Source organism: Pseudomonas helleri (assembly GCF_045830615.1).
In the GTDB taxonomy this organism is placed as follows: Bacteria; Pseudomonadota; Gammaproteobacteria; order Pseudomonadales; family Pseudomonadaceae; genus Aquipseudomonas; species Aquipseudomonas helleri.
The window spans coordinates 2240657-2265336 of sequence record NZ_CP174501.1; the positions used below are offsets into that span (position 1 = coordinate 2240657).

Genomic DNA, 24680 nt, shown 5'->3' on the forward strand with positions numbered 1-24680 from the left:
CGGAATGTGAAGTTTGATTTCGATAAGGGCTAGAGGGTGTTTTTCTTTAAGTACCTGGCAGGCACGCCGCCCCATATTTCATTTTCAGGGACATTTGTTACTACCACCGAGCCTGCTGCAATAACAGCATTCGAGCCTATTTTGACACCCTTTAAAATAATTGCCTCAGTTCCTATAAAACAATTTTTAGAAATTATTATTTCCTTAGATTGGATGTTGTTATCATTCTGTAGAAAGCGTTCACTGTGAGATAAGGAATGGAAGTCGGTGTCAAGGATTTTTACACCAGCCCCGATGTAAGAGTTTTCACCTATCTCAATTTTTTCTGCAGAATATAACGTAACACCGGACAATCCCACATTATCTGATATTAATATAGATCCTGATGATGTTGTTGCGAAAGAACATCGATTGCTACTTATTGGATTGGCAAGAAGACTACTGTTTATTGTTACGTTATTGCCTATTTTTATAGTGCCTTGGTTTGATATGTATATTAAACCTGTTACTTTTAAATTGTTACCGTGAGTTACCTTGTTGGACTGTATTCGCAGGGTTGATAATGTGTTTTCACATATTAGCGAAATTCGATTAATTAATGCACTAATTATTTTGGCTGGATGCAAGGTAAGATGCTCTTCTGAAAAAATATGCAACGCAGCACATTGTTACACCGCCTAGCAACACTATGAGGCTTGGTGTCAATACGCTATTGAGTGTGTAAAAGATTATTAGGATAATAGAGAATTTTGAAATTGATGCAAGAATTTGTGCTTTTAACTGGGTTTTTAATAGGCCTGATCCGTTTAGGAACGCTGAATAAGATGAAATTGTGAAGTATCCAACGATATATAGGCCGTATCCTATTAAGTAGGTCAGATCAAATTTTATGTCGGGACTAATCCAAAGTGAAACTATGTAGTTGGTAAAGGCACACAGTGGTATCGTTAACAACGCTACAAGTATTGTTGCTCTGTCAATATTAAGAAAAGTTTTGGTCGTTTCGTTTGTTTTTTTATTGTTCCACTGGGTCGTGAAATGAGACCAGAGTACCGTATTTATTACAGAGAAAAGCATTAGTAGAATATTTGATAATCTATATGTTAAGTCATATTTTCCTGCTTCTACTGCTCCGAATAGTTGGAGTATAAGGACGCGGTCAGAAGCCACTAGTATTAGAGATGCTATTTGTAGTAAAAAGAATCCTATTCCTTTTGTGAATATGTCGTACTTGTTAAGTGTTTTTATCGTATCAGATGTTTTTTTAAGGGATACGTCTTTGGTTTTTAGGAATATTGATGCTAGTGTTAATGAGAGTGTCAGGCCAGCGAGATAAGCTATAAAGTATTGGTGGAGAGTAAAGTGGGTGTCGGGGTAGAGTGTAAAACCCAGTAATACATAGTTGGGTATCGCGGTTATAAAAAAAACAAAGTGTGCGCTATTAAATGAGTAGATTATAGATTTGCAGCAGTTGGTTATTACTACAACAAGAATGCTTAGATAAAATAGTAATAGTCCTTCGCTCCCGACCTCTAAAATTCCTCCAAATGGGAGTGTGATTATTGTGGCGCACCCAGCTGAAACCACCAGGCAACCAAGTAGGAGTGTATTTAATTCTGTTCCTGTCTTGTTTTCATCAATTAATTTTCTTGAAGCATTTCTTAATTGGTTTGATGCTCCAAAATCGAGCATCAATACCCAAGTCAGAATACTAATGTATAGCGACCACAAACCGTATCCTTTCATACCGACGCCCTCGATGATCCGGGGCGTCGCTATCAGAAGTGCTGCGGCAGATGTTAGTCTAAAAAAGAAGCCTAGCCCTACTTGCGTTAATATTTTACTTTTAAATACTTTCATTTTTGGAGTTGCAACGTCCTATGGAGTAATAAGTAAAACCTTTTTTTGCTAATTTTTGCGGTGATGAAAGATTTCGTCCGTCAAATATAACAGGGCTTGCTAGTTGTGATTTTATTAGGTCTAAGTCTGGAGCTTTAAAAGCTTGCCATTCTGTGACAATCATTAGTGCATCAGCACCTTTCAGCGCAGCTTCTTTAGTGCCACACAAACTTAGCGTGTCTTTGTTTCCGTAGATGCGCTGAGTTTCCTCCATTGCTTCTGGATCATAAGCTTGGACCTTTGCACCAGCTTTCCAAAGTGCCTCCATTAGTACTCTGCTGGGTGCTTCACGCATGTCGTCAGTATTTGGTTTAAAGCTTAATCCCCAGAGGGCAAATGTTTTTCCATTAACATCGCCGTCATAGTGTTTGTAAATTTTATTGAATAGTACTGACTTTTGCTCATTATTACGTCGTTCAACGGCTTTTAGAACTTTCGCATCGAAGTCTATGCTATCGGCTGTACGGATTAGTGCTTGTACATCTTTGGGGAAACATGAGCCGCCATAGCCTACGCCCGCATACAAGAACTGGTAGCCGATACGTGGATCAGAACCAATACCCTGGCGCACCATCTCAATGTCTGCACCCAACATTTCCGCCAGGTTGGCCATTTCGTTCATAAAGCTGATTTTTGTAGCGAGCATACAGTTAGCGGCGTACTTGGTCAGCTCGGCGCTACGTACATCCATGACAATAATTTTTTCGTGATTGCGATTGAATGGCGCGTATAGCTCGCGCATGACTTCTTCTGTTTCAGTGCAACTGGTGCCAATGACGATACGGTCAGGGCGCATGCAGTCTGTTACGGCTGAGCCTTCTTTCAAGAATTCAGGGTTGGATACAACGTCAAAGGTCAAGTCATCGCGTTGACGCTGTGCGAGAACTTTGCTGATGCGCGCGCGGACTTTGTCGGCAGTACCCACTGGGACCGTAGATTTGTCTATGACAATTTGTGGACGCTCCATGTTCTGTGCAATGGTTTCTGCGACAGCCAGCACATATTTAAGATCGGCTGAACCGTCTTCGTCTGGAGGGGTGCCCACGGCGATGAACTGTACTTCGCCATGCTTGACACCGGCAGCGGCATCAGTGGTGAAGTTCAACCGGCCGGCACTGTAGTTCTCTTTAACCAGTGCTTCTAGGCCAGGTTCGTAGATCGGGATATGGCCTTGCTTAAGGCGTTCGACCTTGTTGGCATCGATATCAATACATACAACGTCGTGGCCTACTTCGGCGAGTACTGCGCCTTGAACCAGACCGACGTATCCAATGCCAAAAACTGTGACTTTCATGTCGATTCCCTTTAAACGTAAAGCCAGTGGTAGATATGAAGATATTTAGGGCTGTATACCGGCTTGTATCAACCGTAGGTTAGGCGAGTTTTATATAGATTAGACACGCTACCGCCCCAGGATTAATCGCCATTCCCTGAAAGCGGTTTAATTAGTTTTTTTAAGCAATTAAGAAACTTGTAGCTTGTAGCTTGTAGCTTGTAGCTTGCTGTGCGCTAACGTAGCGCCTTTGAATTATCAAAGGCGCTAATTTATGGTCAGGAGTTGACGGTGTTAAGTGTTGTCAGATTTGTACTCATAGTTGTAGTAACCGTAAGCACCATAACCGTATTTAGCTGAGGCACGCTTTTCAACCCCGTTGAAAATTGCGCCTTTCAGGTCAATACCACTTTGTGCAAAGCGACGCATGGTTAATTCAACTTCTCGCGCCGGGTTAAGTTCAAAACGGGTAACAATCAGGTTTGTGCCCGACTGGCGGCCAACAATTGCAGCATCGGCCACGGCCAAGAAGGGTGGTGTGTCGAGAATGACCAAATCGTATGTGGCGCTGACGAGATCAAGGAACTCGGTGAAGTTTTTGTTCATCAACAACTCAGATGGATTTGGCGGAATCTGGCCACGAGTAATGACATGCAGGTTTTCAACGTCAGTGTGGTGAGTCGCGGTTGCCAAGTCGCAGCGTTTTGCCAACAAATCAGATAAACCGTTTTCGACTTCAAAACCGAACATCTTATGGATATAGCCTTTACGCATATCCACATCTACCAGCAGCACACGCTGACCCGATTGTGCAATCACTGCCGCCAGGTTAGACGACACAAAGGATTTACCTACCTTTGGGCTTGGCCCGGAAATCATCAGACGATTATTTTCCGCTTCCAGCATTGCAAAGTGCAGGCTCGTACGCAGGCTGCGCAAGCCTTCTATTGCCAGATCGGTAGGATGGCTGCTTGCCAACAGAGGGGTGACGCGGGTACCACGCCCTTTGGTGCTTTTGTCATCCTCGACCTTTTGCAGCGAACTGAAAGGAATCGAGGCATAAACCGGCAAGCCCAGTTTCTCGATGTCATCAGGATTTTCTACGCCACGGTTAAGTGCTTTACGAAACAGTACATAGCCTATAGCTAAGCAAGCACCTAGCATGGTAGCAATCAGTACAATCAAAGTTTTCCGAGGTTTAACCGGGCTTTGCATGTCTACATCGGCAGTATCGATAAGCCGTACGTTGCCAACAGCGCCAGCGCGCATAACATCCAGTTCTTGTGATTTGTTAAGCAACTGGGTGTAAATTTCAGTACTGACTTTCAGATCACGGGTAAGACTGAGAACTTCTTGCTGAGTAGTTGGTAGGCCTTCAACTTGCTTTGCTAAACGATTTTGTTTAGCGGTTAACTCAGCTAGTTGCCCCATTAATGCACGATAAGCTGGGTGCTGAGGGGTGAATTTGCGGTCCATCTCTGCCTTTTGTAGCTTTAAGGTAGAGATGCTGGTATCCAGCGCTACAATCTGGTCAAGAATAGCTTTTGCTTCAAGGCTGATATCAATAGATTTACTACGTATCTGGAAAGCATTTAGAGCGTTTTCAGCTTTTTCCAAGTCTTTACGCACTTGCGGCAGTTGATCTCTTAGAAAGCCAAGGCTTTGTGCTGCTTCAGCAGAAGTACGCTCAACGTTCTGTTGCACATACAGACGTGCTATTTCATTCAGCGTCTGTATGGCAACTGCTGGATCTTTATCCTCAAGAGCCAGGCCTATCATGCCTGAGTCTTTTCCACGTTCAGCAACGTCCAGTGCCTTTTGGTAGTTCATGACTGTATTGAGGCGAGGTGTGCGAACTACAGTAAATTTAGTTCCAGGGTTTGCGCTTAGAGCTTCGACTTGTAGCTTGACGCCATGTTCATTGATATCTTCGCCAACTTTACCTTCAACAAGAGGATTGTCGTCATTGTCGAGAAGAGTAAAGGTTTCTGAATCGCCAGTGACGAGAGTGAGGGGTTTACCTAGCAAATCCCGTGGCACTTCCAGTTGCGCAAGCTTGAGCTCTTCTCCGCCCCAAGCATAGCTGTTCATGCCCAGCAGCGGGCTTGCTACTTCACCCTCAACTTCTGGTTTAAAGCGACGTGCAACAAACTCACCAATCAGCGGGAAGCGGTTGGGTTCAACAGTGATATCCAGCTTCAGGTTATCTACTGCAGTCCCGATATTTTTACGGGACTTGATCAGCTCAATTTCAGTAGCCGATGGCGACTCTTTACCCAACAAGCTGCTGACATCAGAAAACCCCAACGGGTCATTCTTCTTCGGCTCAACCTGAATCAACGCATTCGCCTGGTACACCGGTGTGGCCAGGAGCGCATACGCCACGCCCGCGGCCATAAATACGCCGGTCACGCCTGCGATCAGCCATTTGTGGTCGATCAGCGTGCCCAGCAACCCCATAAGGTCGATTTCGTCGTTATCGTCTTCGCGGTCATGGGACTTTGTCACGGGAGCTTGCTGCATAATTCGATTCTTTTTCTTCACAGTATTCGAGAATTTGCTCAGCGCTTGAGGCGCTTTGCCCATGCGTTTACAGCTTCTTCAATCAGCGCGTACGCATGGTCGAAGGCGGCTTTCCCCTGGCGATAGGGGTCGTCGATTTCACGGTTGTTTTGCCATTTACCCAACAACAAGACTTTGCCGCGTGCTTCCGGTGCGATTTTCAGTACACCGTCTATATGTTTCTTCTCCATGACAAGGATGAGATCCGAGTCATTTATCAGAGAAGAGTTCAATTGGGTACCGCTGTGGTCGCTCAGGACATGACCTTTGCTCTCAAGGACAGCACGAGCGTTTTTTTCGATGGCGTGGTTTTTCAGGGCGCCCAAGCCCGCAGAGCTCACGGCGATGCCGGAGGGGGCGAGGGCAACCCGCAGCATATGTTCTGCGGTAGGACTGCGGCAGATGTTGCCGACGCAGACAATCAAGATTCGTTTAAACAAGGCAGCTTCCTTTGTGCCAAATATGCTCAGCCGGCGAGAGCATTCAACTAATCGTCACGACCACCATGCCCGCGTTTGGGCAATGGTTGTACCTGTCTATAAAAGCCTATGTGCAGCAATTGCTATGTGGACATGGCCTTCACAAGGCAACAGTCCCCTCTGTTTTAATTACAGATAAGGCCGGTGTGAAGTTGGAGGTGCGGAAAATTTTAACGGCGAAGGGTCTCTCAGAGCAACCTTTATGTACAAGATGTAACGAGAGGGGCTACATATAGCCTTTTTCAACGATTTTAGTTTGACAAAAAATAACATTTTCAGACCTTTTTTTTATCTAAAATCAACACGTTAGGTTCCGCCTCGGAGTCTTGGCTGGGAGGTCGCAAATCCCTTTTCCTGGTGCAGATGAGCATTTGTGCGGCTTCTAGGCACGTTGTGCGGGTCGGGGTTTGCTGGCGGATGCTCATCCTTTCAGATGCCGATCTCTGCCCGGTTTTGGTGCTGGTTGACGCCCGCTCATCGCCCTGGCTGCACGGGCGCCGGTGGCAGGGTGCACGGGCAGTTTTGCGGTAGAACTGTTTAGTTATATCTGGCGCTAACTGGCGCTTGGCTCTTCAGAAGTTGCATGACTATTCACCTAAACTTAGTGGTAGTGGCACGGTGATATTGATGTTGATATCAAAACATCAAATTAAGCGATAAGCGGTAAATAGCCGTGTATTACGCGCTTTTGTCATTGAGTTTGACAGTACTTATGCGCCCTAAATGTGTAGGGCGAATCTGATATTCGCTTCAAGTTAGTGCAATTGCTCCAGATATCGCACAGCGATAAAGCAGAGTATTTAGGTCGGGTATGCGTTTTTGGCAATTTCGGATGCGGCTGGCTCCACCTGTCGAAATTTCTGACATAAAAATTGACCGGGCTCTTACGTCACAGTCTACTGTATGCATGTACAGTTTATGGAAAGGCGCGTGTCATGGGTTTCTCTCTCTTGGGTCCTCTTGCTGAAGGCAGCGTTCGCTTGCCGCTGTGTACGTTCAAGATCCCGGCGGGTTTTCCGTCGCCTGCGACGGACCATATGGAGCAGCCCATCTCGCTGGATGAGGTGCTAAGCCTGCGTGCCCCGCATGTGTATCTGGTGACGATTGATGGCGACAGCATGCAGGGGGTGGGGATTTTTTCGGGTGACCTGGCGGTGGTTGATCGTTCTATTGAGGCGGCAGACGGGGATGTGGTGGTGGCTCTGCTTAATAACGAGCCGATCTGTAAGCGGCTGTGTATTCGTGGCAAGCGCGTGGTGCTTTGCTCCGAGAACCCCAAGTACCCCGACCACCATGTGCTGGAGGGCGATGACTTGTCTATTTGGGGCGTGATTACGTATAGCGTGCGCAGCCATGGCCATTAAGTTGCCAGCGGTGTTTGCGCTGATTGACTGCAATAGTTTTTATGCCAGTTGTGAGCGGGTGTTTCGCCCGGACTTGGCCAAGGTGCCGATTGTGGTGCTGAGCAACAACGATGGCTGCGTGATTGCTCGCAGTTATGACGCCAAGCCGCACATAAAAATGGGTGAGCCGTATTTTCAGATCAAGGATCGGCTGGAGGCATTGGGGATTGTTGCGTTCTCGTCCAACTATGCGCTGTACGGCGATATGAGTGAGCGGGTGATGAGCCTGATCGAGTCTCAGTTGCCTGCCGTCGAGGTGTACAGCATTGATGAGTGTTTTGCTGACTTGACCGGTATTACCGACCCCAGCGAGGTGGGGCGCCAGTTACGCAGCAAAATTGTGCAGTGCACAGGGATCCCGGTAGGGGTGGGTATTGCCCCGACCAAAACCCTGGCTAAGTTGGCCAACTACACGGCCAAACGGTTGCAGGCGCGTACAGGCGGGGTGGTTAATTTGTGTGGCGAGCGTGAGCGCAGTTGGGTGCTGCGTCATACGCCGGTGGCTGAAGTGTGGGGCGTGGGCCGGCGCATGACGCTGCATTTACAAGGCATGGGCATTATGACGGCCATGGATCTGGCCAGTGCTGACCCATGGATGCTGCGTAAAAAGTTTAGCGTGGTGATGGAGAAAACCGCTCGCGAGCTGGCGGGTACGTCGTGCCTGGAGCTGGATGAGCCAGATCCGCCCAAACAAGAGATCTGCTGTAGCCGCATGTTCGGCAAACGCCTGACCGCCATGGCACCTATTAAAGAAGCAGTCGCGACTTATATGATGCGCGCGTCCGAGAAGCTTCGGGCCCAGCGTTCTTATTGCCGCAAGGTGCGGGTGAGTATTCGCACGGGGATGTTCAACCCCGATGAGGCCAAGTACGCCAATGGTGTGGTGGTGACGTTGCCGTACCCGACCGACGACGTGCGCTTGCTCACCAAGGCGGCGGTTGATGCGGTGGAGTTGGTGTTTCGGCCGGGTTTTAAATACAGCAAGGCAGAGGTGCTGTTGCTGGATCTGCGCCAGCCGGGTGAGTTTACTGATGATCTGTTTGCGATTAACCAGCCTGCAGAGGCCACGCGGGTGATGGCGGTGCTGGACGAGATCAACGGGCGCTGGGGGCGTGGCACGTTACGCACGGCCAGTGTGCCGAGCCATCCGGAGTGGGCCATGCGCCGTGACTTGATGAGCCAGAGCTATACAACGCGGCTGGACCAACTGTGGCGGGTGGGGTGAGGTGTTTGCATGAATACACGGTTGGGCTGACGCGCCTGTCGCCAAGCAGGCGCGTGCTGCTTTAGTGCGTGGTTAAGCCATCCAGCGACTTATCGACGTACGCCCTGGCCAGCTCCACCAGGTGCACGGTTGATAACACCAAACTGCGCGCGTGCCCGCTCATGCCATTTCCTGCCTCACTCGCGGAGGCACCCGCGCAGCGCAACAAGTCTGACGCTTGGGCCAAAGCCGCTTCTAAATTGACGCTGTCCGGGATGACATACGTGGCCAGATCCACGTGTCGTGGAGGTTTGGGTTCGAGCAGGTAAAAATCCAGCGCGCGCTCGGCGGCTGCACGGTCTAACAGCACATCGTTGCACTGGGCAGCATCAAGCAAGGGAAGGGTGGGTGGATCGGGGACAATCTTTTTCATGGGTACAACTCCTAATCACTTAAAGGAGCTGTCACCTGTCGCGACTAAACGAGTGGGTGGCAGCCGTACGCAGGTTAGTCGACCGGTGATCAGGAAACCCGGCGCGCCCGAAGGCGCCCTGCGCACGGCCACCATAAAACGCGGCCGAAAAAAAACGCCTCGCACAGGTGGCGCCTTGCGCCTGATCACTTGCCGGGCGACTAAACCCAACCGCTGATGGACAGCGATGGGCCGAGACTATGCCTCGAACTGGACAGGCGCAAGCGAACGGGATTTTCTCGGAAGTTTCGCGCAATTGAAAGCGAAGTGTCGTACGAAATGGCTGATTTTTAAGCGCTGCCGATGCCTTGTTCCGCAGTTTTTGGCTGTTTGCCATCGCTTAAATCGGTAACGATTTCGTTTGAATGTGCCTTTATTTGAAACAGACCTTGGCCCGGTGGTGGCTGGCATAGATTTTGTAAAGCGCCCGCGTGGAGAAACCCTGAGAACGGTGCTTTACTCCAACTCACTTAAAGCGAGAGCCCCGGTGATAAGGGGTTTAACACGGTGGATAAACCGACCGAAGACCGATCAAGGCTGGTAACCCAGGCCGACTGAATTAAGGACTCTTCATGCCTACAACGCCGGCCACACTTTTAATTGTTGATGATGACGAAGGCATCCGTAAGCTGCTGGCGATCATGCTGGAGGATCAGGGCTATCAAACGCTCAGCGCCCCATCGGGTGAAATGGCCCTGGCCATGGTGGCCAGGCAACCGCCTGACTTGATCTTGCTCGATGCCATGATGCCGGGGATGGACGGCTACCAGGTGGCCCGCCACATCAAGGCGAACGTGGCGACCGCGAATATCCCGATCATCATGTTGTCGGGCCTCAGTGAGCAAAGCGCACGGCTTTCAGGGCTGGAGGCGGGCGCCGAAGAGGTGCTCAGCAAACCGGTGGTCAATGATGAACTGTGGCTCAAGGTGCGCAACCTGCTAAGGCTCAAGGCCTTTGGCGATCATCAGGTGGTGCACACCTTGATGCTCGAGCAGCAATTGCAAAAGCGCACCATCGACGTTGAGCGGTTTCGTTCCGCCATGGGCAGCGACGAGCGCCTGTTGAAAATGGCCAACTACGACCCGCTGACCGGCTTGCCCAACCGCAACCTGTTCTACACCACCTTGCAAATGGGCCTGACCCAGGCCGAGCTTAGAGGCTGGCAACTGGCGGTGTGCACGGTTGATCTGAATGACTTTAAAAGCTTCAACGACGTGTGGGGGCATTTGATTGGTGATCAGGTGCTGGCCGAGTTTTGTCGTCGGCTGTCCAACTGCCTTAACGTTACCGACACGTTGGGCCGTATGGACGGTCACGAATTGGCCTTGATCTTGATGATCCGCAAAGGCCAGACGGGGCCCAAACAGATCGTGGACCGTATTCGAGAGGTGCTGCGCGAGCCATTCAGGGTTCAGGAGCAAGACGTGACCATGACCGCCAGCATGGGGCTTGCCCTGTACCCCGATGATGGTGCAGACGCCGAGGGGCTGATCAAACAGGCCAGCACCGCGATGAATCGCGCCAAACAGGCGGGCAGGGACACCTACCGGTTTTACACCGCGCAAATGAACGTCGAAGTGCAGGCACGCCAAGAGCTCGAAACGGCGTTGCGTGATGCGGTACGCAAGCAGGCGTTTGAGCTGTATTACCAGCCGAAGATAAGCCTGCGCGACGGCACCATGTGCGGGGTTGAAGCGCTGTTGCGCTGGCATCGCCCGGGGCTGGCGAGCGTGCCGCCGTCGGTATTTGTGCCGATTCTGGAAGAAATGGGGCTTATCTCCATGGTGGGGCAGTGGGTGATTGCCAGGGTTTGTAAGCAAATTGCCTATTGGCAGCGCTCCGGTTTGGGCGTGTCGCAAGTGGCGGTCAACGTCTCGGCGCAGCAGATAGCCAAGGGGGATTTTGTGCAAGACATCCAGCGCTCGCTGGACGAACATCAAATCGAGGCTAAATGGCTTGAGCTGGAGTTGACCGAAAGCTCCTTGATGTTCAACACCCCGGAGACCATCGCCAGTTTGTTGGCGTTGCGAGACATCGGCTTGAAGATCTCCATAGACGACTTTGGCACGGGGTATTCGAGCCTTGCTTACCTGAGTCGATTCCCGATTGATAAATTGAAAATCGACATCGCTTTTATCCGCGAAGTCCCGCACAACGTCCAGGACGCGGCCATTACCCGCACCATCATCGAACTGGCCCACAGCCTCAACTTGCAAGTGATTGCAGAAGGCGTTGAAAACTGTGAGCAACTGGCGTTTTTGACAGAGAACGGTTGTGATCAAGTCCAGGGCTACCTGTTGAGCCGGCCATTGCCGACAAAAGAGCTGGAGACGTTATTGCGCGAACAGAGATGTTTTACGTGAGACGCACAGTTGTATCGCGCCCGCTTGTAGTCGTTGACGAGGTACGAAGGCTGCGAAAGATCAAAAGATCGCGAGGCAAGCGCATACACCTGTAGCAGTTGACGAGCTTTGCGAGGCTACGTAATAGCCAAAATCAAAAGATCGCAGCCTTCGGCAGCTCCTACGCTTTTACCGCGTACACCTGTAGTCGCTGACGAGGCACGAAGGCTGCGAAAGATCAAAAGATCGCGAGCAAGCTCGCTCCTACAGTTGAATTGCGCACCCCCTTGTAGCAGTTGACGAGCCTTGCGAGGCTACGCAATAGCCAAAATCAAAAGATCGCAGCCTGCGGCGGCTCCTACACTTTTACCGCGCCCACCTGTAGTCGCTGACGAGGCACGAAGGCTGCGAAAGATCAAAAGATCGCGAGACAAGCTCGCTCCTACAGGTGTATCGCGCACCCCCTCGTAGCAGTTGACGAGCTTTGCGAGGCTACGTCCGGGCGCGCAGCGGTCGTAGATCGCAGCCTGCGGCGGCTCCTACACTTTTACCGCGCCCACCTGTAGTCGCTGACGAGGCACGAAGGCTGCGAAAGATCAAAAGATCGCGATCAAGCTCGCTCCTACAGTTGAATTGCGCACCCCCCTGTAGCAGTTGACGAGCCTTGCGAGGCTACGTAATAGCCAAAATCAAAAGATCGCAGCCTGCGGCGGCTCCTACGCTTTTACCGCGCCCACCTGTAGTCGCTGACGAGGCACGAAGGCTGCGAAAGATCAAAAGATCGCGAGGCAAGCTCGCTCCTACAGTTGAATTGCGCGCCCCCCCCCCCGTAGCAGTTGACTCGCCTTGCGAGGCTACGTCCGGGCGCGCAGCGGTCGTAGATCGCAGCCTGCGCCAGCTCCTACGCTTTTATCGCGTACACCTGTAGTCGCTGACGAGGCACGAAGGCTGCGAAAGATCAAAAGATCGCGAGCAAGCTCGCTCCTACAGGTGTATTGCGCACCCCCCCGTAGCAGTTGACGAGCCTTGCGAGGCTACGTCCGGGCGCGCAGCGGCCGTAAAAAAGGCCGAGATCAAAAGATCTACCCGCGTTTAAACACTAATGCCATCAGACGTGTTTGTACGTACGTCTGTCCTGGCGCTGTCGGTGCGCTGGTCATTACCGCTAATGCCAATGTTTGATCCTGCATCTGTAAGGTTCCACATAACGACTGTACGTGGGATGAGTGTGCAGTGCTCAGTGCCAGTGATTGCAGCACTAGCCCGCTGGCCATGGCTTTGATGTCGGTAAACCCCACCACATGTGTCTGGCCCTCTGCATTGATCAAAAAGCCCTGCACACGGCCCACTCGACCTTCTTTGGTGGCTTCAATCCACAGGTTTAAACCCGTGCCGTCCGGCGCGATCCATGTGCCTGTCAGCGGGTTGTCGACGCTCGACGCTATGGCTGCAACACCCGTCGGCACCCCGCGTTGCATACGGCCAGGCCTGCGATACACCAGTTTGTCGACGTAGGTTCCCTGGGTGGCAAGCCCCGCAAAGTCACTGCTGGCGACCAGTAAATGCGAGAGGGTCAACACCTCTTCCTGCCCCTGCAAACTGATTTGCCCGCAGAGTGAGGATGACCAGTTCCAGCTGGGGTCCGCCGTGCCCTTGCCAACGGAATGCCAGTCGATGGCCAGCGCCACAGGTTGGCCCAGTGTCGCCGTGGCGGCTGTGCCCAGTTGGTAACCGCTGACTTCGTACTGGCCCGTGGAGCCCGTTGAAGACTGGTAAACCCCCGACACTTTATTACCCTCAACGACCAGGCTCATCAGCGAGCCGTATTCATTGGTCCAAAGGCCTGCAACCGGGCTCATTGCAACGCCTTCCCTTGCGTCTCCGGAATAAACACCACCAGCAGCACGGTGACTAACATGAAGCCGTTGATGAGGGTGGTGGTCAGGTTGAAGGATGACCCGTAGGCCACCAGCACGCCGATGATGGACGGTGCCAGGATGTTGGCCACGCGCTGGGCAAAGACTGCCCAGCCATAGCCGATGGTGCGCAGTGGGGTGGGGTAGAGTTCGGCAATCCAGGTGCCCCACACGCCCCAGGCGCCGAGGCTGAAGAAGGCCAGGGCAAAGTTGCTGAGGTAGAGCATTTCCAGGCTCTGGACGTTGGCAAAGGCGTACCCGGCCACCACGGAGGCGCTGATGAAGGCGATGATGACTTTTTTACGGCCCAAACGGTGGGTCAGCCAGGAGGCGGCCATGTAGCCCGGGATCATGCACAGGGCTGACAGGGCAATAAAGCCGTAGCTTTGCGGCAAGTTGAGGCCGCGCTGCTGGAGCAAGGTCGGGAGCCAGGTTTGCAGGCCCCAATAGCCCCACGAGAAGGTGAAGTTGACGGCAATTTGCAACACGCTGAATTTGCACAGCGCGGCTTTGAACAGTTCACGCTGATGGCCCCGGCTGGTTTGGTCGATGTGCAGTCGGCAATGCTCCGGGACTTGCACCGCGCCTCGGCTGAGCCGGGCAATCACGGCGCGGGCCTGGGTTTGTTTACCGGCACCTGCCAGCCAATAAGGCGATTCCGGCACCCAATACGCAACCACCAGCGCCCATAAACTGCCCATTGAACTCAGCAAGATAATCGCCCGCCAGCCCCATGGCAGCAGCCACACGGTCGCGCCCAGCGCCAATAACATGCCGACCGGCCAGCCTGCTGCGAGGTACACCGACAACGCGCCGCGATAGCGCAGGGGCAGCAGCTCCTGAAAGTGGGCAAAGGTGACGACCATCATCCCCACCGCCGCCACGCCCGACAGTAGCCTCAGGCAGTACAGGGTGACGTAATCGGGGGCAAAGGCGCTGGCCAGCGAGATTACGCCATAGGTCGCCAGGCTCAATATGATGGCGCGTTTGCGGCCGATGCGTTCGGCCACTTTGCCCCAGGCCAGCGACCCCAGCAGCATGCCGATAAACATGGCGCCAATCAGGTTGCCGACGGCGATGGTGTCGAGGCCGAAGTCGCTGGCGATCAGCGGCGAGGTGTAGACGATGATCATCATTTCCCACGCTTCGATCGCGAAGACAAAAAACAGCGCCAGGCAGCTTTTTAAATGTTCGCGGGTCAAGGGCACGGTGCGAAATACATCACCGACCTGCCGGGTTGTTGTGGTGTCAGGCGTCATGCTCATAAGGGCTGCATCCAGGATTAGGCGTTGATGCGGTTGCCAATTGGCACCGGTTCTTGAAACAGCCCGAAGGCCTTGATCTCTGCTTCGGATGGCGGCTCACAACTGCCCACCCGGCTGGGGCTCCAGCCAAAGCGGCGTTTCATGCCCGCTGCGGCCTCGGCCACTTTGAACGCGGCGACCACCGGGTCAATGACCGGTACGCCGATTTGCGCCTGTACCTCTTCGAAGAAGCCGAACTCGATGGTGCAACCGAGGATGATGGCTTCTGCGCCGTCCTCTTCGACAGCCCGCCGGGCCTGTTCAATGATGGTTCGGCGGGTGAGGGCGTGATCGCGCTGGAACTCGTCAACGCCCATGCCCAGCGAGCGCATGGAGGCCAGCCGGTCTTGCGCGCCGTAAGCCCGGATGCGCCCGTGCATCTGCTCTATCCATTTGTTGCGCCCCACAATGATCGAGAACCGGTTGGCCAGGTTGGCAGCCACTTGCAGGCTGGCCTGGCAAGGGCCGATGACCACGGTCTGGCCAGAGATTTCTCGGGCATCTTCAAGGGCCGGGTCGTAGAAGCAGCCCAGCACCAATGCGTCGATGTTGTGTTGGGCGCTGTCGCGGGCTATGTGCACGATGGGCGCGTAGGTCAGCGCTTCATACGCGCGGTATTCGAGATGCGTGGAGCTGGCCGCCATGGCCAGCGACAGCACTTCAACGCGGGTCGAAGGCAGTTTGATGGCGTGCAGCAGCTCACTGATCGGCGCATCGAAGGTGGGGCGGCCAATCGGGTTTAACCAGCGCACGGTGACCGGCACGTCGTGTGCCGGGGTGGGGAATGTCGGGGTGTCCATGGGCGTGTCCTCGCAAGGTTAAAAGAACTTCACCAGCGCCATGGTCAGGGCGTTGGAATGCTTGAGGTTGGCGCTGTGGTAGTAGTCAACATTGAGGTTGGCGGAGATGAAGAGGCCGTCCTCGGCAAACCCGGTGTAGGTCATGGACGGGCCGATCTTGCCGGCCCGCGACACGTTGAAGTCCGAGGCGGTGGTGTTGTTGATGTGGTAGACGTGGTGCACGCCCAGCCACAGGTCTTCGGTTACCAGATACCCGGCGGCAATGTCGCCCAGCCACAGGCTGACCCCGCCGCGCAGTTGGGCAGGGTCGCCCGCGCCCAAGTCGGTTGCGTGGCGGTTGCGGGCGGCGTAATGGATGCCTGCGGGGGTGAAGGTGACGGCGAAACGGCCCATGCGCAGGTAATTGGCGACGCTGAAACTCACGGCATAACGATTGGCAAAGGCGCCGTGGCCGGTCAGGTCGTCATTCCCGTTGGGGAATTCGACCATCAGCGTAGGGTTGGTCCAGAATGTGATGTGGTCATCTGAACCCATGTCGCTGGTGGGCTCGACCACGTTGTAGTAGTACGAAAACCCGACATTGGGCGAGGCAATGCCCCACGCGCTGCTGTCACGGGCGCCGTTGCTGCTGGCGTAACCGGGGATGGCGCCTACCCAAAATTGCAGTTGGTCGCGGGTGGTACCGGTGAAGCCGGTCTCGGAAAAGTACGCCAGCACCGTATTGGCGGCCACGCTGAGGTCGCCGTCGGTGGTGCGGTTGAGCACCGGAAATGACTCTACCGCCCAACTGCCCGGGATTCCGGGTTGGGCGAATCCGATAAATTGCTCGCCCAGGGCCAGCGGGCTGGAACCCAGGGTGCAAGCGAGTGCAAGACCGACGCTGAGGCGCCGTGCAAAGTGTGTGTGCATGGTTGAGCTCTCTTTATTGTTGTTTTTGTTTGAAGCCGTGTTTCAACCCTGGTCAGCCATGAACGCCATACACCGCGCTGGCGGTGGCGGCGTCGACATAGCCGTTTTTCAGGTCATCGCGCACCGCGTCCTTGCAGCGTTTGCCGGGTGGGCCAAAGCCGCCGCCTGCGCCGGTGCGCACGCGCACCAGGTCACCCGCATTCAGGGGCACGCTGCTGGCCATGGCGTAGCGTTCGTGCACATCGCTGTGCTGGCGGATCACTTCTACGTAGTTGAGCGAGCCGGACTCACCCTGTTGCAGGCCCCACGGCGGCACGACCGAGCGGGTGTAGCCGCAGGTCAAAAAGCTGGCGTCGGAGCGCACCCGATAGTCGATGCAGATACCCCGGCCACCTCGAAACTGACCGTGGCCGCCGGGTTCGTCGTTCAGTGCCATGCGCTCGACATACAGGCCGTAGCGGGCTTCGCAGATCTCGACCGGGCAGTTGTAGGTTTCGCCATGCAGGCCTGAGTACATGGCGTTGTTGCCGTCGCGGCCCGGTTCTGCGCCCCAGCCGCCGATTTCGGGTTCGACCAGGGTGAACAGGCGCCCGGTGTCCGGGTGCACACCGCCAATGATGGTGGCGCACACCGAGGCGAAATTGCCGGCCGGCAGGCGCTCGGGGAACGCCGTGGCCAAACAGCGCAAGAGCAGGTCGTAGACCCGGATCATGTTTTCGAAATAAAAGCCCTCGGCGGCGGGTGCCTGCGCATCAAACAAGGAACCGGGGCGCGTCAGTACCTTGAGCGGGCGAAAGGTGCCGCCATTGGTCACGCCCTGCGGGGCCGTCAGCGCCTTGAATGCCATTTGCGCTGCCACCACGGCACCGTCGCGGCTGAGGTTGACGGGGCCAGCGCACTGGTCGGGGTTGTCGCGCAGATCAATCAACAGCTGTGTGTGGCTGATGGTAATACCGACCTTGAACACGCTGGCGTCGTCTTGCGGTTCACTCAGGCTGAGGGTTGTGCCGGGCAAGGTTGCCAGGGCCTTGAGCGAGATTTTTTCGCCCAGGTCCATAAAGTCGCGCATGGCCTGCAAAAACAGATCGGTACCGTATTTGCTGTTCAGTTGTTGCAAGCGCAGAGCGCCACCGCGCACGGCGGCGATACCGGCCCACAAATCCCCCTCCATAAAGTCCGGCATGCGTGAATTGGCGCGCAATATTTGCAGCACCGAACGAATCGGCTGCCCGCGGCTGATCAACTTGACCGACGCCAGGCGCAAACCCTCCTGAAAAATATCAACGGCTTCAGTCGATAACGAGCCAGGCACCATGCCGCCCACGTCATTCCAGTGGGCGATGTTGGCCGTCCAGGCCACCAGTTGCCCGTCAGCAAACACCGGCATGGCCAGCACCACGTCATTGAGGTGGGTAACTGCGCCGCCGTCGTGTGGGTCGTTGCTGATAAACACGTCGCCGTCTTCGATTTCATCGGCCTGGTGGTGTTTGAGAATTTGCTTCACGGCCTTGTCGAGCACACTGACAAAGGCCGGAATGCCGGCGCCCGAGCTGGCGATATCGCCCTGTGCGTCGGTAATGCCGGTGCCCATGTCGAGCACTTCATAAATAATCGGGCTCATCGCGGCCTTGCGCATGGCGGCAAACATTTCGTCAGCGATGGCCTGCAAAGCGTTCTGGATGATGTCGCGGGTAAAAATATCGAGGCTGTGCATGTTTACGCTCCGTTGCCATCGAGGGTGATATGCAAGTTGCCGAGGTGATCGACCCGGACGTGATTGCCGGGGTGGATCACCACCGTGGTGCCTGAGTCTTCAACGATGGCCGGGCCGCAGAAGGCCATGTTCGGCTCAAGCAGGGCATAGTCGTAGAGCGCGGCCTGGTGCACGCCCTGAAGGGCAAAGTCGACGTTGCGCTGGCCTTTGCTGGCGGCTTGCAAGGTGCGGCCGGTGACGGGCAGGGCCTGGGGGATTAACTTGCCGATCTCGGCCACGGCAATCAGGTGAAAACCGACAATTTCAACCGGTGCATGCAGGCGGTAGGTGTAGTGCTGCTCGTATAACGTGTGAAAACGCTGCTCGATCGCGGACCAGTGTTCGGCGATGGCTTCATGGCTGTTCAGCGCAACCTCGACCGAGTGCTCCTGGTTTTGATAACGCAGCTTGGCGAACACCTGCAGTTGCACCTGAGCTGGCGCCATGTTCTCGGCCACGAATTGCTCGCGGGCCGCGTGCATCAGCGTTTCAAGTGCGCATTGGGTGTCAGCCAGGGCGGCGGGTTGGGTGGTGTCCACGAAGCGGTTGATAAACAGGTCGCGGCGCAGGTCAGACAGGGTCATGCCCCACGCCGAAAACACCGCTGCGCTGCGCGGGACGATGACCTTTTTAACCCCCAGCTCTTGCGCGAGGGCTACGGCATGCAGGGCACCGCCACCACCAAACGCCATCAAGGTGAGTTCGCGCGGGTCATGGCCACGACTTAGCGAGACCAGCTTTAGCGCGTTGACCATGTTGTCATTGGCCAGCCGCACGATGCCGCGTGCGATCTCGATGGGCGGCAGCTGTAAACGCTCGCTGAGCAGGTCCAGCCCGCGGGCGACTGCGCCTTGGTCGGCGGTCAGCTCACCGCCGCAAAAGTAGTCCGGGTTGATCCGGCCCAAGGCCAGGTTGGCGTCGGTGGTGGTGATGTGTTCACCGCCATTACCATAGGCGGCCGGGCCGGGCAAAGCCCCTGCGGACTGTGGCCCTACGTGCAGTTTGTCAAAATCATCGACCCAGGCAATCGAGCCGCCACCGTTGCCGATCTCTACCAGATCCACCACCGGCACCATGATCGGATAGCCCGCGTGGGTGCTGTCACGCTCAATCCAGTAGTCAGTCTTGATGCTGACCTGACCGTTCTGGATCAAGGCGCATTTGGCGGTGGTGCCGCCAATGTCCAGCCCCAGCAGATTGGGTTCATCGATCAAACGCCCGAGTTCGGCTGCCGCCCAAAAACCGCTGGCGGGCCCGGATTCGACCATGGTGATGGGGGTTTCACGGGCGTGCGCCAGGCTGTCGACACCGCAGTTGGACTGCATGATGTACAGCGGCGCCTGATACCCCGCGTTGCGTAAACCGGCCTGTAATTCATCGAGATAGCGCGCCGCAATGGGCTGTACGTATGCCGACAGTACGGTAGTGCTGGAGCGCTCGTATTCGCGCCACTCGCGGGTGATCTGGTGTGAAGCAACCGCTGATACGTCGGGCCAGAGCCTGCGGACTTCGGCCAGCAGGGCTTGTTCATGAACGGGGTTGGCGTAGGCGTGAAGCAGGCAGATGGCTACTGCTTCGACGCCTTCACGGCGCAGGGTGTCGAGTAGCTCGGGCAGTGTTGACAGGTCCAGTGGCCCGCGCTCGCGGCCATCGGTGTGCAAGCGGCCATTAACTTCCAGGCGCAGGTAGCGCGGCACGAAAGGGGCGGGTTTGACCCATTTGAGGTTGAAGTAGTCCGGGCGATTGGCCCGAGCGATCTCCAGAATGTCGCGAAAACCGCTGGTGGTGATCAGCGCCGTTTTGACACCCCGGCGCTCGGTCAGGGCATTGATCACCACCGTGGTGCCGTGAGCGAGAAAATCAACCTTTTCCAGCGCCACGTCGGCCTTTTGAATGACGTTGAGCACGCCTTCGGCGAAGTTTGGTGCGGTGGTGTCGACCTTGGCCGTGCGAATGTGTTGCTGGCCAGTGGCGGTGTCGGTTTCGAAATACACCAGATCCGTGAACGTGCCGCCGACATCCGTGGCAACCCGTACGATTTTGCCGTCCATACCCACAGGGCATCTCCTGTTGTGATTGTTTTTGCTGGAGGCAGCGCAGGGCCTGCCCGGCGTTGTACCGGGGTCGATGCTAGGGGGCGTGTGGGCGGGGGGCTACGGAGCCGAAGGGTAGGGCGGCCGCATGTTCTGCCATGAGCTACCCCAACGGGTAGGTTTGGCGTTTGAATACCGATTACAACGGTGGGGCAATCAGGCCTTGGCGCAGGGCCACGTTGATGGCGCTGGTGCGGTTGTCCACCGACAGCTTGGCGTAGATGTTTTTCAGGTGGAATTTCACGGTGTTTTCAGACACGTCCAGCGCCTGGGCAATGGCTTTGTTGGGCTGGCCGCAGGCGAGCAGTGTCAGGACTTGGGTTTCTTTAGGGCTGAACGGGATCTTTACCCGCAACGGCTGCGCCCGCCAACTGCGCAGCCGGCTAATCACGGGTTGCAGCACCGGCAGCGCCTCTGTGTAGTCTTCCAGCACAGGCAGCAGGCATGGCCCGACTTCCAGCAGCAAGCCGGGTACCGCGTTTTCACACAGCGGCAGCAGGGTGGCCAGTACGTCGTCTGCCTGCTGGGGGATTTGCGCTTTGTGCAAGGCCACCAGGGCCAGCAATTTCAAGCGCCAACTCGGCAGCAGCAACCCTTTGTCACGTAAGTGCGCAGCGTCACGTTGCAGGCGACTGAACGCAACCTGTGAGGCGCCGGTGGCGATGTGCAAGCGGCTCAGCGCCAGGCTGGCCGCTTCGAGGTTGCGCCAGTCTTGCTGGGGGCTTTGGGTATGCAGGTCCGCTTGCTGCGCTTCTTTACGGGCTTGCGTCAGCATCCCGCCCTGTACCAGTGCGTCGACCCGCCAGGCGTTGATCAATTGCTGCAATCGCGGCCAATTGCGGATGCTGGCCAGTTGCGAAACGCGATCCAGCTCATGCAGCGCAGGGTGCAAGCCCTTGGCCTGCAAGGTGGTGCGCCACGTGACTTCGGCGGTGCCTGCCACGACTTCCAGCCAGCCGTCGGCATATTCCAGCGCCGCCCAGCCGTCGTTGAGCCACGGCGTTGTTTGCTCCCAGTGGCCTTGCCAATAATCCTCACGGGCCTTTAAACAGCCGATGAGTGCTTTTAACGAACTTTCGCCACCAAAGTGGCTATGAACAAAGGCCAGCGTGCTGTTGATCAAGGCGCTGGATGCCTGCATTTGCCCGCTCAGGGCCAGCAGTTGCGCCTCGTGCAGGCAGCAGTAACTTTCGCCGCGCGGGCTGGCCACCAACTGCATTTGTACCTGCGCTGTGCGGATGCTGCGCAGGGCATTTGGCATGTCGCCACGGGTCAGCAAATGCAGGGTGTTTACACATTCAAGCGTGGCCTGGGCGAGCAGTTCTTCGGGATGCTCGCCCAGGCCGGGGGGCGGCTCGTCATGCGTAAAGCGGTCCAGATATGCATTGGATAAGGTGCGGATCACATAAAAGTCGCGCAGCAGGCGTGGCTCACCTTGCAGCGACTTTTGCGCGAGTTCCAGCCGTTGCGTACACAGGGCATGCTCACCCAGCTTGGCGTGCAGATAGGCTTGCAGCAGCAACAGGTCGGGCGCATTGCGCCGGGTCTGTTCATCAAACTGTTGCACCAGGCTTTGTGCATAGCGAATGCCCTGGCGCAGTACCAGCGCCCAGCCGCCCGCCTGCACCACCAGGTTGATTGCCAGCGCGGTGTCCTTGGCCTTCAGGGCGTGGGCCACGGCTTGTACCCAATCGCTGGCTTGCGCCAACCAATGGGCGGCGGCGCGGTGGATGCGCCGGGCTTGGCTCTGGCCCACCCGCGGGCCCAAAAAGTCACGCAGCAGGCCGTGATAACGAAACCATTGGCGCTCGGCGTCCAATGGCATCAGCAGCGCATCGAGGTGGCTGAGCTGGCTGAGTAATTGCGCGCTGTCCGTGCGTTCACGTACTGCATCGGCCAGCTCGGCATTGAAGCGTTCGAGTAATGACGTTTCGAGTAAAAAAAGCTGGCATTGCGGCGAGAGGCTGCCCAGCACTTGCTCGGCCAGGTAGTCAGCCACATCCGTGACACAACCGCAAAACGCCCCCAATCCGTACACATTGCCTTCATGGCTTTCTCGCCAAAGGCGCGCCAACTGCACGGCGACGGCCCAGCCTTCGGTGGTGCGATGGATGTGCTGAACATCGCTGGTCTGGGCACGTGCTCCGAGAATGCTGCGGGTCTCGTCTTCTGACAGGCTCAGTTGGTGGGCAGACACTTCCTGCACCCAGCCTTTGGTTTTCCAGCGGGCCAGGGGCCAGGCCGGGCGGGTGCGGCTGGCGATTACCAGATTCAGCCTGGGTGTTGCCTGTTCAAGCAGTGTGCAGACGATGTGATCGACTTCTTTGCAGGTCACGTAGTGATAGTCGTCCAGCAGCAGCGTGATCGGGTGGTCAGCGTGAGACAACGCGTGCAGCAACGCAGACAGGGTTCGCAGCGGCTGGGCGTCCAGCGATTGAGTGGTGGCCAGGTGAGACAGCGGCCCCAGCTCCAACCCGGCGCGTTCGAGGGCCAGAATAAGGTAGGCCAAAAAGCGATTGGGCTCGGCGTCGGCTTCATCCAGCGAAAGCCAGGCGAGGTGGGCAGGGGCAGGGCGAGCCAGCAGTTCCTGGTGCCATTGCATCAGCAAAATGGTTTTGCCGTAGCCGGCGGGCGCGACGACCAGCAGCAAAGGCGGTGAAGGTTGCTGGCGCAATGACGCGAGCAGTGTTTCGCGCACCTTAGACGTCAGCAGGGTATGTGGCGGGGTCAATTTACCGATCCAGCACCAGGTGCTGGATGAAGTGGGCTGAATGCTCATGGTGAGAAGGCCGATCTCAAGGGCTGAGCATCCAGAGCTTGTCCCCCTCGGCCAACACCGCCAAGTCAGACAGTGCCGAGTTCCGCGTAAGAAGTTGCCCTACAGCCCGTAGTCGCTGACGAGGCACGAAGGCTGCGAAAGATCAAAAGATCGCGAGGCAAGCTCGCTCCTACAGGTGTATGCGTACGCCCACACGCTTAATCGCTATACGCAGCACTCAATTCAACCGCCGCGTGTTCGAACGCGGTTTTGATTTCTTCGATCACGTGGTCGCTGTGGTCGAAGGAGATATACAATCGGCCGTACGGCGACGGCATGATCAATACGCCCGCTTCGCGCAATGCCAGGTGCAGGGCTTTGGTAAATGACGGGTTGGCGATTTGCGCGGCCTGTTCGTAGGTGCTCGGGACCACTGCGCCCAACCAGATGCCAAATACGTTGCCGTAGCCGCTGGTGCTCACGGTGATGCTGTGGCTTTTAAAGATGCTTTCAATGGCGCCACGCAAGGCGTCACCACGGGCGATGAGTTGCGGGTAGTCGACGTTGTCCAGTTGCGCCAGGGTGGTGGTCACGGCCGCGCAGGCCATGGGGTTGCCGCTGAATGTGCCGCCGCGTATAACCCGGCCTTCTTCAAAGCCCGCGAGGATGTGTGGTTTAGCGACGACCGCCGACACCGGTACGCCGTTGCCGATGGCTTTGCCAACGCTGGCGATGTCCGGGTCCAGGCCTTCTTGCAAGGCCGCGAGGCCCGGGTACAGGCGAAAGCCCATCAGCACTTCGTCGCTGATCACCAATGCGCCGTGGCGGTGGGCCACGTCTTGGACGTGTTTGAGGTAGCCCGGCAAGGCCATGATGCAGCCCGCATTGGCCAGCATCGGCTCCAGAATCACCGCGGCAATGTTGTTGTCTTCGGCAAACAGGCGTTCAACATCGTCAAAGTCGTTAAAACGCAGCAGGGTGGTGCGCTCTGTAGACGGGCGCTTGCCGTCGCTAAAGCTCGCTTCTTTGGAGGTGACGTTGCCGTAGCTGATGTCATCGAACCAGCCATCAAAACCCGCCGCCATTTTGGCGATTCTGCCGCGACCGGTGTAGGCTCGCGCTGCGCGGCAGGCCAGGTGCACCGCTTCGCTGCCCGAGTTGGTGAAGATGACTTTGCTCAGCTCGCCGGTGTGCCTGGCCAGTGCCGTCGCGGCGCCATGCTCACGCACGTGGGCCCATGACGGCGCCGCGCTGTCGCTCAGTGCCTGCACGACCGCCGCATTGACGGCGTCATTGGAGTGGCCCAGCAACACGGCGCCAAAGCCCAGCGCAGTGTCGATGTATTGGCGGCCCTGGTCATCCCACAGGTAGGCGCCTTTGCCATTGCGGATAAACAGTTTTTCACCCTTGAGATCAGGCAGGATGCGGGCTGCGCTGGAAACATCACCCACTAGATTCGGCATAAAAACCTCTGAATTTGGACAAGAGTTACCCGCCCCGGGCTGTTGGGCCC

General features: G+C 55.9%; 17 protein-coding genes. 3 read left to right on the plus strand and 14 right to left on the minus strand.

Features of this window, described 5'->3' with window-relative positions:
- Nucleotides 1-29: 29 nt before the first annotated feature.
- The 5 genes from ACJJU9_RS10055 to ACJJU9_RS10075 all read right to left on the minus strand — a co-directional run bounded on the left by ACJJU9_RS10055 (nt 30) and on the right by ACJJU9_RS10075 (nt 6174).
- Nucleotides 30-626 (minus strand): DapH/DapD/GlmU-related protein, encoded by a 597-nt coding sequence (locus ACJJU9_RS10055; RefSeq protein ID WP_194289615.1) that lies wholly within the window; start codon nt 624-626, stop codon nt 30-32.
- Nucleotides 604-1746 (minus strand): lipopolysaccharide biosynthesis protein, encoded by a 1143-nt coding sequence (locus tag ACJJU9_RS10060; RefSeq protein WP_407730608.1) that lies wholly within the window; start codon nt 1744-1746, stop codon nt 604-606. Before ACJJU9_RS10060 ends, ACJJU9_RS10055 begins: the two co-directional genes overlap by 23 nt.
- A gap of 100 nt (nt 1747-1846) precedes the next feature.
- Entirely contained in the window at nt 1847-3193 is a 1347-nt protein-coding gene (locus ACJJU9_RS10065; protein ID WP_407730609.1) for a UDP-glucose dehydrogenase family protein, read from the minus strand.
- 273 nt (nt 3194-3466) lie between these two features.
- The gene (locus ACJJU9_RS10070) at nt 3467-5695 is read right to left on the minus strand and encodes a polysaccharide biosynthesis tyrosine autokinase (protein ID WP_407730975.1); all 2229 of its coding nucleotides are present in this window, start codon (nt 5693-5695) and stop codon (nt 3467-3469) included.
- Between the two features lie 38 nt (nt 5696-5733).
- On the minus strand, nt 5734-6174 hold the full coding sequence (locus ACJJU9_RS10075; RefSeq protein WP_273223894.1) for a low molecular weight protein-tyrosine-phosphatase: 441 nt from the start codon (nt 6172-6174) through the stop codon (nt 5734-5736).
- Nucleotides 6175-7148: 974 nt separating this feature from the next.
- Between ACJJU9_RS10075 and ACJJU9_RS10080 the strand changes: the two genes are divergently transcribed.
- Both ACJJU9_RS10080 and umuC read left to right on the plus strand, forming a co-directional pair.
- Nucleotides 7149-7577: a LexA family transcriptional regulator gene (locus ACJJU9_RS10080; RefSeq protein WP_048369071.1), complete on the plus strand. Its 429-nt coding sequence runs from the start codon at nt 7149-7151 to the stop codon at nt 7575-7577.
- Nucleotides 7567-8841 carry a translesion error-prone DNA polymerase V subunit UmuC gene (gene umuC / locus ACJJU9_RS10085; protein ID WP_407730610.1) on the plus strand — a complete coding sequence of 425 codons (1275 nt, stop codon included), beginning with the start codon at nt 7567-7569 and terminating at the stop codon, nt 8839-8841. The genes ACJJU9_RS10080 and umuC overlap by 11 nt, the downstream gene beginning before the upstream one ends.
- A 61-nt stretch (nt 8842-8902) precedes the next feature.
- Here the strand turns inward: umuC and ACJJU9_RS10090 are convergent, their stop codons facing one another.
- Nucleotides 8903-9253 (minus strand): DUF6124 family protein, encoded by a 351-nt coding sequence (locus tag ACJJU9_RS10090; RefSeq protein ID WP_048369073.1) that lies wholly within the window; start codon nt 9251-9253, stop codon nt 8903-8905.
- Nucleotides 9254-9864: 611 nt separating this feature from the next.
- Here ACJJU9_RS10090 and ACJJU9_RS10095 point away from each other — a divergent pair.
- On the plus strand, nt 9865-11655 hold the full coding sequence (locus ACJJU9_RS10095) for a putative bifunctional diguanylate cyclase/phosphodiesterase (protein ID WP_407730611.1): 1791 nt from the start codon (nt 9865-9867) through the stop codon (nt 11653-11655).
- A 1061-nt stretch (nt 11656-12716) separates the two neighbouring features.
- On the opposite strand, the gene ACJJU9_RS10100 is transcribed toward ACJJU9_RS10095, so the two are convergent.
- From ACJJU9_RS10100 to ACJJU9_RS10135, 8 genes are all read right to left on the minus strand, one after another.
- Nucleotides 12717-13493 (minus strand): avidin/streptavidin family protein, encoded by a 777-nt coding sequence (locus tag ACJJU9_RS10100; protein WP_407730612.1) that lies wholly within the window; start codon nt 13491-13493, stop codon nt 12717-12719.
- Nucleotides 13490-14815 (minus strand): MFS transporter, encoded by a 1326-nt coding sequence (locus ACJJU9_RS10105; RefSeq protein ID WP_407730613.1) that lies wholly within the window; start codon nt 14813-14815, stop codon nt 13490-13492. Before ACJJU9_RS10105 ends, ACJJU9_RS10100 begins: the two co-directional genes overlap by 4 nt.
- Before the next feature lie 17 nt (nt 14816-14832).
- Nucleotides 14833-15654: an aspartate/glutamate racemase family protein gene (locus ACJJU9_RS10110; RefSeq protein ID WP_407730614.1), complete on the minus strand. Its 822-nt coding sequence runs from the start codon at nt 15652-15654 to the stop codon at nt 14833-14835.
- Nucleotides 15655-15672: 18 nt separating this feature from the next.
- Nucleotides 15673-16563, minus strand: a complete 891-nt coding sequence (locus tag ACJJU9_RS10115) for a hypothetical protein (RefSeq protein ID WP_407730615.1) — start codon at nt 16561-16563, stop codon at nt 15673-15675.
- Between the two features lie 52 nt (nt 16564-16615).
- A complete protein-coding gene (locus tag ACJJU9_RS10120; protein ID WP_407730616.1) occupies nt 16616-18277 on the minus strand; it encodes a hydantoinase B/oxoprolinase family protein in 1662 nt (553 codons plus the stop codon).
- A gap of 2 nt (nt 18278-18279) precedes the next feature.
- A complete protein-coding gene (locus ACJJU9_RS10125) occupies nt 18280-20367 on the minus strand; it encodes a hydantoinase/oxoprolinase family protein (RefSeq protein ID WP_407730617.1) in 2088 nt (695 codons plus the stop codon).
- Between the two features lie 181 nt (nt 20368-20548).
- Nucleotides 20549-23188 carry a LuxR C-terminal-related transcriptional regulator gene (locus ACJJU9_RS10130; RefSeq protein WP_407730618.1) on the minus strand — a complete coding sequence of 880 codons (2640 nt, stop codon included), beginning with the start codon at nt 23186-23188 and terminating at the stop codon, nt 20549-20551.
- 197 nt (nt 23189-23385) lie between these two features.
- Nucleotides 23386-24630 carry an aspartate aminotransferase family protein gene (locus ACJJU9_RS10135; protein ID WP_407730619.1) on the minus strand — a complete coding sequence of 415 codons (1245 nt, stop codon included), beginning with the start codon at nt 24628-24630 and terminating at the stop codon, nt 23386-23388.
- Between the last annotated feature and the right edge of the window lie 50 nt (nt 24631-24680).